This is a genomic window from Haliscomenobacter sp. (assembly GCF_041740695.1).
GTDB lineage: Bacteria > Bacteroidota > Bacteroidia > Chitinophagales > Saprospiraceae > Haliscomenobacter.
Window position 1 is genome coordinate 1 of record NZ_JBGSLK010000090.1, and the last position, 14,766, is coordinate 14,766.

A 14,766-nucleotide genomic window follows, 5' to 3' on the forward strand; every position below is an offset into this window, starting at 1 on the left:
CTTCTGCAGTTACTTTACCCCAGCAAATTACGGTTGCGTTGGGAGAGTCGCTTGTAAACAAGCCATAAGTCCAAACACCAGCACAGTCGATTACTGCACCGTTGGTTTGGTTGTTGTCCATAACCCGTACGTATGCTCCGGGGCAAGATCCGTCAGATACGAGGTTACGGGTAAGTGTGAACTGGCAATTGGCATCCAAAGTAACTGTCACATTGTAACAACCGCAATTGGTTGACTGTGCAGTCAAGTTAGAACCAAAAACCAGTGTAGCCAAAACCATCAAGCACGCGCTTGCGGATTTGGTCATCCAGCTAGTAAAGGTCGTTTGTTTCATAAGAAAATGATTAAAAAAATTTGGTTATTATAAGCTTTATACAAAAGTTCAACGTTCAGTAATTAGCACATACTGTCGCAATATCTGTTTGCAATATTCCCATCAGGTTGTGGTGGATACACTCCTGACAAAGGGGGGTAGAACGCTGAAACCTATGTATCCCGAACGGTAGGGAGGGAGGTTTCGATTTGACATGAGCAGACAAAAAAAATTACTTGATTCCTAGCAATGCTCTGCAAAAATATTGAACCTCGTGAAACTAGACTAATCTACAGCCGAAAAAATTTTTATTTTTTTAGTTTATCGCGCTTATTTTTTATAAATAATTGATAATTAGTTTGTTAAATATGTTGTTCTGTAAATTTGTAAATAGGCCCTAAGTCTAAGTCCAAGCTAATTGTTCTCATTTTGCCTCAAAATCGATTTCTTTGCTCGACGAAATGGAAAAAAATGAAAACACACCTTACTTTTTTGAGCCTCGTAATTTTGTTGAATGCCTGCGATTATGGGGCTGAGAAGCAGCAAAATTCTTCATCAGCCAATGGCAATGCCATTAAACAAGATGAGTTATTCAGCATGGAAAAAATCCCCGGATCTGGCCATCAAATTGCTACCAAAAAAGATCCAGTAGGTAAGGTCACGGAAGTAGGCATCACAGATGCCAAAGGGCTCAAAAATGGTGTCTGGGTGATTTATCAAGGCGAAGGGGGATACCCTGCGAAAATTGCCAGTTACGTTAATGGCATGTACAATGGACCCTATTTTGAATTTGATGGTTTTGGACAGATGTTACTTAGCGCAAACTATAAGAACAACAAATTTCATGGCACAGTAGCAAAATTTTTGAACGGAAATTTGGCTCAGGAGTCCTCTTATAAAGAAGGTATTTTAGATGGAGTTTACAAGGAATACAGTCGCAGTGGCAGCATCCAAAAAGAAATCAACTATAAAAATGGCAAATTAGATGGTCCCTTTCGCTACTATGATGAAAATGGAAAAGTAAATCTGGAGTACAATTATAAAAATGGAAAGCAGCAGTAAGATTTGTACCCCGCGTGGGGTATAGCTCCAATTGTGGACAAATCAATCGCATTACCCTCTGGTGCGCACAAAGTCTTTGGGTGTAACCCCGGTTGTTTCTTTGAATACTTTGTAAAAGGTGGATTTGTTTTTGAAACCACATTGCAGCGCAATGCCGTATAGGGTCAGGTTACTCAAGGAGTCGTTGACAATTTTACGCTTGGCCTCTTCAACCCTATACAAATTGATGAATTGTTGAAAATTGAGCCCAGCCTGATGGTTGACTACCTGAGACAAGTATTTGGTGTTGGTATTCAATAGATCGGTAACAATTTTAAGGCTGAGTTCTGCATTTAAGTACAATTTGTCCGTCTCTAGCAGCTGTTTGAGTTGATCAAACAATTTTATTTCATCAATGGTGCGCAAACTACTGGAGCGGTATTTTTCACTTAGATTCATCAAGGGAATGCTGCTTTCATCCACTACAAGGTTTCCATCCACTTCAAATGCTATAAAGTTGATGAGTTCTTGATTGCGATCAAATACTGGGTGAATCACCAGTTTACAAACATAAGGCTCCCCATTTTTTCGGTAATTGGTCAATTGATCGCGAAATGGAACCCTTTGTTGGATGGCTTTCCGAATGCGTTCAATCACTTCAGGTTCTGTTTGGGGCCCTTGTAAAATTTTGCCAGGTATACGTCCAATGGCTTCACCCAGGCTATATCCAGTCATAGCCGTAAAGTCATCGTTTACCCAAACGATCCGTTGATTAGGATCTGTCAATATGACCGCGATGTTAGGTACCATTTTTTGATTGCGTATTGGTTTAATGCTATATTTAGCCCAAAAGTAAAACATTGTAGCAGCAAGTGGTAAATCTATTGCAAAATGATGCTAAGACCAAGTACAATTGAATTGAATCCTGAACTGGCGCAAGCCTGGCAATCGGTATTGAGCCAAACGCAACAGAAAATTAATGGATGGACGAAACCCCAGCAAGTCGTTTTTGTGGAACAACTTGTCCTGAGTGCTTTGATCAATGCAGAGAAATGTTTGGTGTTGACAGCAGATTTGGCGCAAGCAGAAGAATTAAAGACCTGCTTAACAAAAGCACAGGTAATTGACCTTTGTGCAATGCATGACGCTACTGCGTTCAATGAAGCGTTGATCCAACAAACAATTGAACAAGATCTGGCCAAGAGGAAATGGCCCAAAACCATTGTATCAACGCAATTTGGACAAAATTTTGACAAATTGGAACGATGCAGATTGCGTTTGAACAAGCTGTACCAAGCCGTGCGCAAACCAGTTTTTGGCAACTTGAATTGGCCGGAATTAGTAGGGGTTTATTGGCGCAACCAGGAGCAATCAACCAAAGAACGAGTGCCTATTTCTTTACCTCAGGAGGGGTTCAAATTTGACTTCGAAGAATTTAAATCGTTGCTTAAATTGGTACAAGATGCTCAGCCGCTGTACCATGCAGTGCAAAGGCTCGATCATCCTTTAAGGCAATTACATCCTCAAGTTTTTCTAAAAAAAGATGAACAGGCTGCACAGCGTTTTTGCCGTGATAAATTACGGGCCTACCAACTGAGATTCGAAACCCTAGTGCAAAAATACAATCTGCGCATTGAGGAATATGGACGTTTGTTGCGTCAATATTTTGAACAACACGCACAGGCATTTTTGACGGAAACAGATCAATTGCTGGATCAAATCGACGACAAGGTCAGTGCATACGGATCGCCTTTTTTGGACGCTAAACTGGGCAAAATTAAGTGGTACGGCCCCCTTTCGAGCCAAGGTAAATCAGCCATCAGTGCATACAAACAACTGATCCAGGATTATGAAGCCTTAAAAAGTAAATTCGAGCGCGTGCACTGGTTTTCTTTTGTCTGGCCAGGCGGAGAAAAAACCAGGTCGATTGCTCCAGTAAAAGCGGCGCTGGAATCATTTGAAAATACGCTGAAAAATGGGCATATCGAGCTAGGCAAATTTATCCAGGAAGAACAATTGCGCCTGAACACAAAATCTGCCCTACCCGAGTTGGCCATCAAAACCCAAATTGCTACATTGGAAGAAGAAATGGACGATTTGTTGACTGAGTTCAATGACACTGACCTATTGAGTTTGAACTTGGACAATAAAATGCTGACCTTAAGCAAAAGGAAACAATACCTTGCTCAAGTGCAACAGCAATTGGCTCACTTGCAACAAAGTATGCCGGATTTTGCCCCTTTTTATGCCTGGCAACGTTTTTGGCTCCAGTTGTCAGAACCACAGCAAAACCTGCTCAAAACCCTGGCTGAAAACCAAATAAACGAATGGCCGATTGCATTCCAAACCTGGTATTTTTATCAAGTATTGCTCAAATCAAAAAGCATTGATGCCCCATTAAATCCGCCACCTTTGGAGGAGTACCATCAATTGTGGACTCAATTCAAATCACAGTTGCCGGAACAAATAAAACAGCTGTGGCAACAACGGCGACAAGTGTTACAACAAAAATTCAAAAGCAACAAAAAAAGCCCTGAAAAAACAAGAGGGGAGGAGTTGACAAAATCAAGCATTGAGGCTTACTCTGAGCTGTTTCCAGTACTCATCCTGCCTACAATTGCCTCCGAAAAATGGCCCCAAACTTCTACCGCTTTGTTTGATTGGGTGCTAATTTTGGAAAAAGCTAAGACACCTGAAACCGACTTTGAAGGGTATGCTCAACTAGGAAAGCGGGTTGTCGTGATTGGCTCAGCAGAAGCACCAAAAAACCAAATTGTTCCTGGTATGCCAGAAGAGATTAAATTCATGGACTCAGATACGGCGATTGAGGCATTTTGGACCAATTTCCAACAGGCTATTCGCCCCTATTTCGGAAAAGAACGAATCGTGAAAGCTACTGCTGTTGAGGATTTGATTATCCCGATATCGCTCCAGTCAAAACAGGCCGGAGAGAGGAGTGTGGCATTTCTCGGAGATGGATTTTTGAGCCAAAAAAACGCAACAGATTTTGCCTGGGAGTACCAACAACAAGCGCAATTGAAGCAAGATCAAAGGGGAATTGTCCCGGTTTGGTCGACAGCTTGCTGGCAAAACTTAGCGGAGGAATGCCGGAAAATAGCTGCTCAAATCATTAGCTTGGAGAAACGGAAAAGTAAGTAATTATTGTCCCGCCAAACCATCAAACAACCACTTGGCCAAGGCCTCCCGATTGCTTTCCAACACAATGCGCTGCTGATCCAGTGGATGGCGGATATTGCCCAATTCCAGATAAATACCGATCGGCTTACACTCGCGCAGCATGTGCAGGTTGCGGGTAGTAACAGAGCCCCGGTACTTGCCATTTTTGCGGTAAATTTGGTACTTGTTGCGGATGGATTGATGCAGATTTAATGCTAGTTTTTTACTGGCTTCGCTGGTAGATTGGTAGTACAAAAACAAATCAACTTGTTTATTCTGCCGGGAATCGATGTGGATACTAATGGTAAATTGCTGGGTGATGCCCGCCTTTCGATTTTGATCGTACAACTGATTGATGATGTTGGAGCGTTGGTGCAAACGATCGGCGTGTCCGGTTTTGATGCGTTGCCCGCCCCATACTTCTTCATCCTTGTCACATTTGAGCACGGTTCCTCCTCGGATGCCATCATTGGGGTCGCGGGTGATCATGTAAGTGGTCGCTCCGTGTTCGATGAGTTTGCGGCAGAGGCGCAAAGATACGTCGTAGGCATATTCGTCTTCACATAGGTCGTATCCGCCATAACGGCCAATAGCCCCGGGATCAATGCCGCCGTGCCCGGCGTCGATGTAATAAATTCTGCCCTGCAACAGTTTGCTCAGTTGCGGGGTGTAGGCATAGGTATCTCCAAAAATGGGAAACTTGCGTTTACCGGGGTTACTCAATTTTTGAAAGCCTGGATCAACCCGTTCATTTTCCGATATCGGTGCTTTGCCCGCCTGATTGGTAGATACAGTGGTTTTGGATTCGGTTGATGTACAGTTGTTTAAAGTATGATGGGGCACCCAGAGTATTTTATCCACTTTAAAGGACTTACTTTTTAAGCCTTTGCTCAGCATTAAGGTATTGAATATTTCAATCCCCTTCGCAACGTCGAAATTGCTAATCCCTAAAGAACTGCGGATGGTTTTGCCATTAAAAGACCGGAGTTGGATGGGTAAGAAGTATTTTTTTCCCTTGATTAGGTTGTTTTTTAAAGTAACCTTATTGAGTTCGCAAAATTTGTCGAGGTTGCAGCGGTATTTGTCCAATTCATACCGGCGTAGAATGGAAAGTATACCGTCGCCTGCTTGCGGAACAACACTTAGGTAGTCTGGTGCAACGAAAGGTTTAGCCGCAGGCGTCAATAAGTAAGAAAAGAGAATGAGTAAAAAAAAAGGCATCCTTTCGAGTTTAAGTAGTGGGGCAAAAATAAGTGCTCATTTTTCCTGAGCCATAGGATTAGATAAGCCACTTGAAATGAAACGTTTACTTATCTAATCCTATGGCAAAATGAGTACTTATTTTTTTATCGCCCCTGGTGATGAAAAGAAGCTAACAAATGTAGAACTATTTTCCCACACGTTCATAAATTTGCGGCTATGAACTTTTTTGCACAAATCGGCATCTTACTCCGCAAGGAGCTTGTCTTAGAACTAAGAATGGGTTATGCCATTAGTGGCATCCTGTTGTACGTACTGTCTACAGTATTCATTGTGTACGCGGCTTTTTTTCAGGGAGTCAACAGTCCCATGTTGTGGGTTACTTTATTCTGGATCATCATGTTGTTTGCTTCGGTCAATGCCATCGTCAAAAGTTTTGTACAGGAAAACGGCGCTCGGCAACTGTACTATTACGGCTTGCTGGATCCATTGGCGGTGATTGTATCCAAAATGATTTACAACATATCCCTGTTGTTTTTCCTAAGTTTGTTGACTTGGGCGGCTATGGCCTTTATCGTAGGCAATAAGGTGGAAGAATTTTCGGCATTCCTGCTGGCTCTTTTTTTAGGTAGCGCAGGTTTTTCGATATTGTTTACCTTCGTGGCGGCCATTTCATCTAAAGCAGACAATAATTCAACCCTCCTGGCCATTTTAAGCTTTCCTCTGGTCATCCCTATCCTGATGACTTTGATCAAACTTTCGGTAGTGGCTACTGGGATGTTGGAAGATACCGGAATCAGTAAAGACATTGGCATCTTGGTGGCAATCGACCTGGTACTGGCAGGACTAACCCTGGTTTTATACCCTTTTTTGTGGAGAGATTAAACGAACAACTATGATACGTCAGAGCTGGTGGAAAATATTGGCAGTGGTAATCTTAGTGTATACCATTTTAGCGGGCATGTTGATCCCCTTGAAGCCAGGTATAGCAGAAGTGACACCACGGGCCTTACAGGCCGGAACCGAAGTGGAATTGACCGTAACAGGGTACAATTCTTATTATTCTAAAGCGAAGAATGAATTGCGCGCCTGGTTGAAACTCAAAGGTGATGTGGTGTTGAAAGCGGCACGCATTGAAGTACTGAACGACCGCACGATGAAGTTGCATTTCATTTTGCCCCAATACTTGCCTTCGGACTCCAAAGACGATGCTTGTAGTTTGATTCTGGACAGCCCGATTGATGGTGCCATTGTCCTACCTGAAGGAATCGCGCTAACTCAAGACTCGGTGAATCTTTTGGAAGGAAAAAAGCTATGGTCAGTAGATAAAATGGAGGAACTCAATGCTGGCCCAAAACTGACTTTCCCCTACCGCTCAGTTTTGTATGAAAGCATCCGCAACCAGTATTTCCACGTCCCACTTTGGTTTGCCATGATTTTTTTATTCCTGTTCTCGGTCAATTTTAGCATTCGTTATTTGCGCACATATGATCCCGATGCGGATCAACGTACCCTGGCGCTGAATCGAGCAGGGTTTGTTTTTGGTCTTTTGGGTACGGTAACTGGCGCCATTTGGGCCAAATATACCTGGGGTGCTTTTTGGAGCTGGGATGTCAAACAAAACATGACAGCGGTGGCGCTGCTGATTTATTCTGCCTATTTTATTCTGCGGGGTGCCTTTCAAGACGAAGAGAAAAAAGCCCGCTTGTCCGCGGTGTACAACATCTTTGCCTTTGCCGCCCTCATTCCGCTCCTTTTTGTCATTCCACGGATGACTGACAGTTTACACCCAGGTAATGGAGGCAACCCGGCTTTTGGTGGGGAAGACCTGGACAATACCATGCGCATGGTGTTTTATCCGGCCGGTATTGGCTGGACTTTGCTGGGCTTCTGGGTGGCTTCAGTGGCTTACCGCGTTGAGAAGTTGCAACAAAGACTATTGGATGCTTAGGAATGGTTTTAAAATTTGTCTAAAATAAATCGCACCTTTTTTCTTTAAAATAAATCTAATGTATCATGATCTGGAATCGCCTTTCACTTGTTTGTGTATTGACGCTACTTTTTCAGCAAATGGCCTTTGCTCAACAAGCGAGTGGGGATTTTTTGCGTAGCATAGGCCATATTTATGTGGTGGTAGCAGTCATCCTGATCATCTTTTTGGGTATAGTCCTTTTTCTAATATACTTGGACCGTAAGCTAACCAAATTGGAAAACCAAATTAAAGAAAATGAGTAAAAAAGGCGGATTCTACGAAAGTGTAGAATACTACTTCGACCGGGCGGCACCACACACCGGACTGCCACAGGGACTGTTAGACCAGATCAAAGTTTGTAACTCGGTATACCGGATGAACTTTCCGGTAAAACTGCGCGACGAAGTAAAAGTGATCGAAGCCTATCGGGTGCAACACAGCCACCACCGTACGCCCACCAAAGGTGGCATTCGTTTCAGTAATCACGTCAACCAGGAAGAAGTGATGGCCCTCGCTTCTTTGATGTCTTACAAATGCGCCATTGTCGACGTACCTTTTGGCGGGGCTAAAGGTGGTGTGAAAATCAACCCTTGGGAATATACCCCCGAGGAATTGGAAAAAATAACCCGCCGCTACACCGCTGAGTTGATCAAGCGCAACATGATTGGACCATCGGTCGACGTACCTGCGCCAGATTACGGGACAGGATCGCGCGAAATGGCCTGGATTTATGACACTTACCGCGCATTCAAGGGCGACGAAATCGACGCAGCAGGTTGCGTTACTGGCAAACCAGTCACCCAAAATGGAGTGCGCGGGCGTGAAGAAGCAACCGGACGTGGCGTTTTTTACGGCATTCGGGAGGCTTGTAACGTGGCCGAAGACATGAAAAAACTGGGCCTGAGCGCAGGTACCAAAGGCAAAACCTTTGTGTTGCAAGGCTTGGGCAACGTAGGAACCTTCTCGGGAAGCATTTGCCAGGACGAAGGTGGGATGATTCTGGTTGGGGTAGGAGAGGTGGAAGGTGCCATTTACAACCCAGATGGCATTGATGTTCACGACTTGCTCAAGTACCGCAAAAACAATGGTTCAATCCTGAATTATCCAGGTGCACAAAACTTTGAAAAAACCCAGCGTGAAATTGCGCTTGAGTTTGAATGTGATGTATTGATCCCCGCCGCACTGGAAAGTGTGATCACAGGTGTGAATGCCAGCAGAATCAAGGCCAGAATCATCGCCGAAGCGGCCAATGGCCCTGTAGCCGCCGACGCTGAGGAAATACTCCTGGCTGCTGGAAAACTGATCATTCCCGATTTTTACCTTAACGCTGGTGGTGTGACCGTATCCTATTTTGAGTGGTTGAAAAACCTGTCTCACATGCGCTTTGGTCGCATGGACAAACGGTTCAACCAAGGCAGAATGATGGACATGGTCAATCTGGTTGAACGAATGACCAACCGCGATGTGACTGCCGAGGAAATGAAAGTAATCGCCCGTGGGGCCGATGAAATTGACCTGGTGCGTTCGGGGTTGGAAGAAACCATGATTACGGCGTATCATCAAATTCGTGAGGTGATGGTTTCGCATCCAAAAATAAATGACTTGCGGACCGCTGCCATGGTCAATGCCATCAATAAAATTAGCAATGACTACATGTCTTTAGGCATTTGGCCATAAGGGTTGAGAAGGTTGAGAAGGTTGAGAGAGGTTGAGAAGGTTGAGGCTCCGCAAGCGATTTTGACAATGCCTTTGTCTGAGTCGCTCGCGGTAGCCTAAACCTTCTCAACTTCCCTAAACCTTCTCAACTAGATTTGTGTGGTTTGGGCTCAAAAAACCAAAATAATATTTTTAGAAAAAAGCATTGTTTTGGAAATGAGCCTGATATAGTGATGTTATATTATCTCATCCCGAATTTTGTAGTGCTAGGTTGTAGAAAAATGAAATTATTTAAAATAAAATTAGGTATTATTTGATTGTACAGTTGTAAAATTATGTTTATGTCCCTATCTTGCAAGCTAATTCATATCGTTCAGTTAACTTACCGTACCCATGTCGGAAAAATTGGATAAAATTGACCTGAAGATTCTTAGAATACTTCAGGATAATTCAAAGATCACAAACCTTGATCTTTCCAAAAAAATTGGCCTTTCACCTGCTCCTACACTCGAACGAGTGAAGAAACTAGAATCTAGTGAAATCATCGAAAGCTACCACGCCAAAGTAAATCCTCAAACCATTGGCCTGAATGTAAAAACTTTCGTTTTGGTTTCCTTGGCCTGGCAGAAAGAAAACGCCCTCAACAATTTTTTGGATAAAATCAAACAGATCGAGGAAATTGTGGAGTGCTACATCATTACGGGTGAGGCCGATTTTCTCATCAAAATTGTATGTCGCGACATCCCAACTTACGAACAACTGTTGTTCAAAACCCTTTCCCAAATCGAAGAGATTGAGCGTTTAAAAACGCTGATGACCTTGTCTACGGTAAAAGATTCAAAGGTTTTGCCTTACAAATACGACTAAAAGCCTGTTCACTTTTGTATCTTAGCCGCTGAACAAATAAATTCATTTGTTCAGCGGCTTTACATATTAGGAGGAACTCATCTCATGCCCAATCTTAAGCGGTTCGAGACTACACTATGTTATGAAGAAAAAAAAGCGGACTTTATTGTGGCAATTGGAAAAGGAAGATGGCAGCCAAGCCTCTTATTTGCTGGGCACCATTCATGCCAAGTGTGACGAAGCTTTTTTTCAAATCAACGATTATTGTGCCCTGATTGAAAAAGCCCAGGTATTTGCGGCTGAAATCAATTTGGACGAAATGGGCTCTTCCGATTTTATCCAGCACGCCCTTTTACCGGATTATCGAACCCTCTCGGGTATTCTGCCACCCAAGAAGTACGCCAAGTTACGCAATGTCATCCGCAAAGCCTGCGGACAAGACATTGGCCTCTACGATCGTTTTTTGCCGATCTTATTGGTCAATTTGGTGCACGACAATCTTCTGCCCGCCGATCAGCCTTATTCCCTCGACCGCTACCTCTGGGATTATGCCATTCGGATGAACAAACTAACAACGGGATTGGAAACGGTAGAACAACAAGCCTTGGTCTTGCACAAAATCCCGCTGGAAGACCAGATCAAAGACTTGTTGTACCTGGGTAAACACATTGGTAAAGAACGCCGGGAACTATTCAAAATGGTGGACATTTACGCCAGTGGGGATTATCAGGCGCTGTTCAAAGCAGCAAAAAAACACGTGGGCGGCGCCCGGAAAATTTTGCTCTACGATCGAAACATCTTTATGGTGGCGCGCTTGCTGGAGTTGATGGAAAACAATTCGGTGTTTTGTGCCGTCGGTGCAGCGCATCTTGGTGGCCAAAATGGCATGTTGCGTTTGTTGAAAAAAGCGGGCATCAAACCACAACCTCTGGAATGGAAGGAACCAAAAGGCTAAGAAAGCCGTTGGAAGGAACGGAAATGAAATAATTTTTAAGCGAAGATTTCCTTTTTTGACAAAGGCATCTATCTTTGCACTCGCTTCGCCAAAAGGGCTTAGCAAATCTGCCCACGGAGGAATGGCAGAGCGGTTGATTGCAGCAGTCTTGAAAACTGCCGTACTGTGAGGTACCGGGGGTTCGAATCCCTCTTCCTCCGCAATTAGGCTTGAAACCCTTGATTTTATCAGGGTTTCGAGCCTTTTTTGTTTGTGGCCTTTACTTTAGTCCTACAACCCCTCCAAAACCTCCCGATACCCCCTTCCAATCGGAATCCCAACCCCATTTACCTCCACTACCTCCGCTGTATACGACTCAATTTTTTCAAGCGCTACGATAAACGAGCGATGAATGCGCTTAAACCGCTGCGCGGGCAAAAGCGCTTCAATTTCGTGGGTACTCATCTTGGCCAGGTATTCCTTTTTGGTGGTGACCACTTTGACGTATTCCCGCTGGCTTTCAATGTAAAGCAACTCGGAGAACAGCACCTTCACCTTCTTTTTTTGCACATTCAGAAAGATAAAATCCTTGGTTTCGGGGCTTTCCATGCTTGGAGATGGAACACTTATAGTCGTCGTTTTGACCTTGGTCACCGCCACCAAGAACCGTTCAAACTCAAAGGGTTTCAACAAATAATCTGTAACATTCAAGTCAAAACCCTCAACCGCGTATTGGTGATACGCCGTCGTGATGATCACCGCTGGGGGATGGCTCAGCATTTTTAAAAAAGCCATACCTTTTAATTTGGGGAGGTGAATGTCCAAAAATAGTAGGTCGACGCTATGATTGCGCAAATAGTCGGTAGCCAGAATCGCATCTTTAAATGAGCCTTGCAAGTCCAGGAAAGGCACTTCGGCAATGTAGTCCTTCAAGACCTTTACGGCCAAAGGTTCATCTTCGATGATGATGCAGGTGATTTTAGACATGGCTGGCCAGGTTTATTTTTAAAGTAGCGTGGAACACATTTTCGGCTTGTTGTACACTCAAATGGTAATCGGTGTAGAGCAATTCCAATTGCCGCCGCAGATTGGAAAGCCCGATGTTTTCTTTTACTGGACCTTCTTCAGGCGTTGTTTCAGTAGAGTTTTTGACAAAAAAAGCCAGTTGCCGGTTTTTTACCGCAAGGTGAATGTCAACAAAAGGCTGATTCCTCGTTTCTGAAACCCCGTGTTTAAAAGCATTTTCCACCAGCGGAATCAACAGCAAGGGTGGCAGCGCCTGTTTCATGTCTTCCACATCGTAATTGAAGTTGACATGCAGCGAATCATCATACCGCAATTTTTCCAGCGCAATGTAGTCACTGATGATTTTCAGTTCTTGCTCGATGGCAACAAAGGCACCGCTGGTTTCATAGAGCATGTAGCGCAGAATTTTCGACAATTTCAAGATAGATTCCGGCGCCAAGTCGGATTTATCCCGGGCCAAGGAGTAAATGTTGTTCAAGGTATTGAATAAAAAATGAGGATTCGTCTGGGATTTGAGGTAATTCAATTCCGCTTCCTGTTTTTCGATGCGCAATTGCTGCGCAGTTTGATGCAATTTTCGATAATCATGGATGTGGCGGGCAATGCCAAAAAACACGATCGAACCAACAGTATTCCCGAAGTTGTCGGATACTCCGTCTACAATTGCTTCGTACTCTGCTAAAGGAAAGTAAACATGCAGTTGAATCCCGATGTACCGCCAGGCAAAGGTGCCAAAAGTATACAATATCAAGTGGGCAAAGATCAAAAAAGGGGCAGCCAACAGTCTTTTCCAGCGGAATTTGATAAAGGGCAAGGTGTATTCAAAAAAAATAAAGTGCAACACCAACAAGTATAGTAGGAGCCAAATGTGATTGACGGTACTTTTTAAAGCAGTTTCAGGTTCTGAGGCAAAATCAATCAGGGTTGAAAAAAATAAGGAGATCCCCGCCAGGCGCAGATACAGTTTAACCCGCTCTTTATTGATCGTCATCCCCATTTTGTAGTTTGAAAATTTAAATGTCGGCAAATTCTACACTTTTTCCATTGTACCGCCGATAGAATAAACTTTTGCGTCAACGAATGGCCCCAAAAAGTCAACCAAGCGTGTCGAGTGGGCATTATAGACGCGGTCAGGTTATTGGTTTACTGCAAGGGGTTGTTCATTGATGTGAACTTGAAGGGCTTTCGGGGAATGGATAGTATTGCCCAAAATACTTCATTTATGCAACGGAAATTACCCTTCTTAGCAGCCGTATTATTGCTGGCTGCTCAATTGTACGCTCAGGTAGAACCCACTGCGGGGACCTGGAAAACCTGGTTTATCCCATCTGGTCAGAGCTACCGTTTGCCCGCACCACTTGCCTACAAAGACGAGATTGCGCAAGTGCTCGCTCAGCAACAAAAACTGGATGCAACAGGTCGGCAACAAATCATGTATTGGAATGCTGGAGCACCAGGCTACCACTGGCAACACCTGATGGGCAAATTGTGGATGAACGATGCAGGCAACAACGGCGCGTTAGCCAACATGTTGCTCAGCGTAGCCATTTATGACGCCACCATTGCTGCCTGGGACACTAAATATACCTACAATCGACCTCGCCCTTATGTCGCAGACAAGCGAATCAAGGCTTTGATCGTCAATCCAGCCAGTCCGAGTTACCCTTGCGAGCACTCTGTTGCCGCGGGCGTGGCGGTTACGATCATCAGCCATTTTTATCCAACTTTGGCCGATTCGGTTCAACGGATGGCGCAACGGGCAATGTCCTCACGGATTGCGGCAGGTGTGGTTTATCCCAGTGACACCAAAGCGGGCTTTGACTTAGGAAAAAAGATTGCACAAAAGGAAATCGAACACACCCAAGACTTCAGCAACAAGAAGATTTGGGATGGCAAAATGCCAACTCAACCGGGGCTCTGGAAAGGTGAATTTGCCATGCTTCCGCTTGCAGGATTGAATAAAACGGTGGTGCTGGAAAGCGGCAGTCAGTATCGCCCTGGCCCGCCGCCCGATTTTGCCAAAGATATGGAGGAACTCAAAAAGCATGAACCCACCTTTGAATCCATTGCCAATGCCTTCCATTTTGCCAATGAGCCCGTTTGGGAGGATCTGCTGGAGAAAAAAATCTTCGAAAACAACCTACACCTGAACCCGCCGCGGGTCGCACGGATGTACGCCATTGTTGGAATTGGCATTTACGATGGTTTCACGGCCTGTTGGGACGCCAAATACGCTTATTGGGGTACGCGCCCAGATCAATACGATACTACTTTTCAACCGGTGTTGATTCATACGCCACCTTTTCCGGGGTATCCTTCCGGTCATGCGGCCATCAGTGGCATGGCGGGGGAGTTGTACGCTTATTTCTTTCCAACTGAAAGTGCCTTTTTCAGGGAAATGGCAAAGGAAGGGGCTGAATCCCGTTTTCAGGGAGGTATCCATTTTCGTACCGACAATGAAGTGGGATTGGAATTGGGGAAAAAGGTCGGTGCAGCGATCATCAATCAGGTGAAGAATGATGGAGCTGATTTTCAACACTAAGGTGGTTCTTTCGTGTCTCAGGTTTCTTAGGTGGTGAAGATAATTTTTCTTTTTCACCA

14 protein-coding genes and 1 tRNA gene are annotated in these 14,766 nt (G+C 44.3%); 10 read left to right on the forward strand and 5 right to left on the reverse strand.

Annotation, left to right across the window (positions count from 1 at the left end; all coding sequences use genetic code 11):
- Nucleotides 1-334: hypothetical protein (locus tag ACEW9O_RS17930; RefSeq protein WP_373551562.1), on the reverse strand; the 334-nt coding region annotated here is incomplete at its 3' end.
- A gap of 450 nt (nucleotides 335-784) precedes the next feature.
- Here ACEW9O_RS17930 and ACEW9O_RS17935 point away from each other — a divergent pair.
- The gene (locus ACEW9O_RS17935) at nucleotides 785-1,375 is read left to right on the forward strand and encodes a toxin-antitoxin system YwqK family antitoxin (protein ID WP_373551563.1); all 591 of its coding nucleotides are present in this window, start codon (nucleotides 785-787) and stop codon (nucleotides 1,373-1,375) included.
- Nucleotides 1,376-1,426: 51 nt separating this feature from the next.
- Here the strand turns inward: ACEW9O_RS17935 and ACEW9O_RS17940 are convergent, their stop codons facing one another.
- Complete coding sequence (locus ACEW9O_RS17940) at nucleotides 1,427-2,164, reverse strand: PAS domain-containing protein (protein ID WP_373551564.1); 738 nt, start codon at nucleotides 2,162-2,164, stop codon at nucleotides 1,427-1,429.
- Between the two features lie 81 nt (nucleotides 2,165-2,245).
- Between ACEW9O_RS17940 and ACEW9O_RS17945 the strand changes: the two genes are divergently transcribed.
- Nucleotides 2,246-4,513 (forward strand): hypothetical protein, encoded by a 2,268-nt coding sequence (locus tag ACEW9O_RS17945; protein ID WP_373551565.1) that lies wholly within the window; start codon nucleotides 2,246-2,248, stop codon nucleotides 4,511-4,513.
- Here ACEW9O_RS17945 and ACEW9O_RS17950 read toward each other — a convergent pair whose 3' ends face one another.
- Complete coding sequence (locus ACEW9O_RS17950) at nucleotides 4,514-5,752, reverse strand: N-acetylmuramoyl-L-alanine amidase (RefSeq protein WP_373551566.1); 1,239 nt, start codon at nucleotides 5,750-5,752, stop codon at nucleotides 4,514-4,516.
- A gap of 198 nt (nucleotides 5,753-5,950) precedes the next feature.
- Here ACEW9O_RS17950 and ACEW9O_RS17955 point away from each other — a divergent pair, with 198 nt between their 5' ends.
- The 7 genes from ACEW9O_RS17955 to ACEW9O_RS17985 all read left to right on the forward strand — a co-directional run bounded on the left by ACEW9O_RS17955 (nucleotide 5,951) and on the right by ACEW9O_RS17985 (nucleotide 11,360).
- A complete protein-coding gene (locus ACEW9O_RS17955; RefSeq protein WP_373551567.1) occupies nucleotides 5,951-6,616 on the forward strand; it encodes a heme exporter protein CcmB in 666 nt (221 codons plus the stop codon).
- A 10-nt stretch (nucleotides 6,617-6,626) separates the two neighbouring features.
- Nucleotides 6,627-7,682, forward strand: coding sequence for a cytochrome c biogenesis protein (locus ACEW9O_RS17960; protein ID WP_373551568.1), 1,056 nt, complete (start codon nucleotides 6,627-6,629; stop codon nucleotides 7,680-7,682).
- A gap of 65 nt (nucleotides 7,683-7,747) precedes the next feature.
- The gene (locus ACEW9O_RS17965; protein ID WP_373551569.1) at nucleotides 7,748-7,966 is read left to right on the forward strand and encodes a CcmD family protein; all 219 of its coding nucleotides are present in this window, start codon (nucleotides 7,748-7,750) and stop codon (nucleotides 7,964-7,966) included.
- Complete coding sequence (locus ACEW9O_RS17970) at nucleotides 7,959-9,380, forward strand: Glu/Leu/Phe/Val dehydrogenase (RefSeq protein WP_373551570.1); 1,422 nt, start codon at nucleotides 7,959-7,961, stop codon at nucleotides 9,378-9,380. The genes ACEW9O_RS17965 and ACEW9O_RS17970 overlap by 8 nt, the downstream gene beginning before the upstream one ends.
- Before the next feature lie 372 nt (nucleotides 9,381-9,752).
- Nucleotides 9,753-10,226 carry an Lrp/AsnC family transcriptional regulator gene (locus ACEW9O_RS17975; RefSeq protein WP_148270552.1) on the forward strand — a complete coding sequence of 158 codons (474 nt, stop codon included), beginning with the start codon at nucleotides 9,753-9,755 and terminating at the stop codon, nucleotides 10,224-10,226.
- 121 nt (nucleotides 10,227-10,347) lie between these two features.
- Entirely contained in the window at nucleotides 10,348-11,160 is an 813-nt protein-coding gene (locus ACEW9O_RS17980) for a TraB/GumN family protein (RefSeq protein WP_373551571.1), read from the forward strand.
- A 115-nt stretch (nucleotides 11,161-11,275) separates the two neighbouring features.
- A tRNA-Ser gene (locus tag ACEW9O_RS17985) sits at nucleotides 11,276-11,360 on the forward strand.
- Between the two features lie 70 nt (nucleotides 11,361-11,430).
- Here the strand turns inward: ACEW9O_RS17985 and ACEW9O_RS17990 are convergent.
- A complete protein-coding gene (locus tag ACEW9O_RS17990) occupies nucleotides 11,431-12,126 on the reverse strand; it encodes a LytR/AlgR family response regulator transcription factor (RefSeq protein ID WP_373551572.1) in 696 nt (231 codons plus the stop codon).
- Nucleotides 12,119-13,156 (reverse strand): sensor histidine kinase, encoded by a 1,038-nt coding sequence (locus ACEW9O_RS17995; RefSeq protein WP_373551573.1) that lies wholly within the window; start codon nucleotides 13,154-13,156, stop codon nucleotides 12,119-12,121. The genes ACEW9O_RS17990 and ACEW9O_RS17995 overlap by 8 nt, the downstream gene beginning before the upstream one ends.
- Nucleotides 13,157-13,387: 231 nt before the next feature.
- Between ACEW9O_RS17995 and ACEW9O_RS18000 the strand changes: the two genes are divergently transcribed.
- Nucleotides 13,388-14,707 (forward strand): phosphatase PAP2 family protein, encoded by a 1,320-nt coding sequence (locus ACEW9O_RS18000; protein WP_373551574.1) that lies wholly within the window; start codon nucleotides 13,388-13,390, stop codon nucleotides 14,705-14,707.
- The last annotated feature ends 59 nt before the right edge of the window (nucleotides 14,708-14,766 follow it).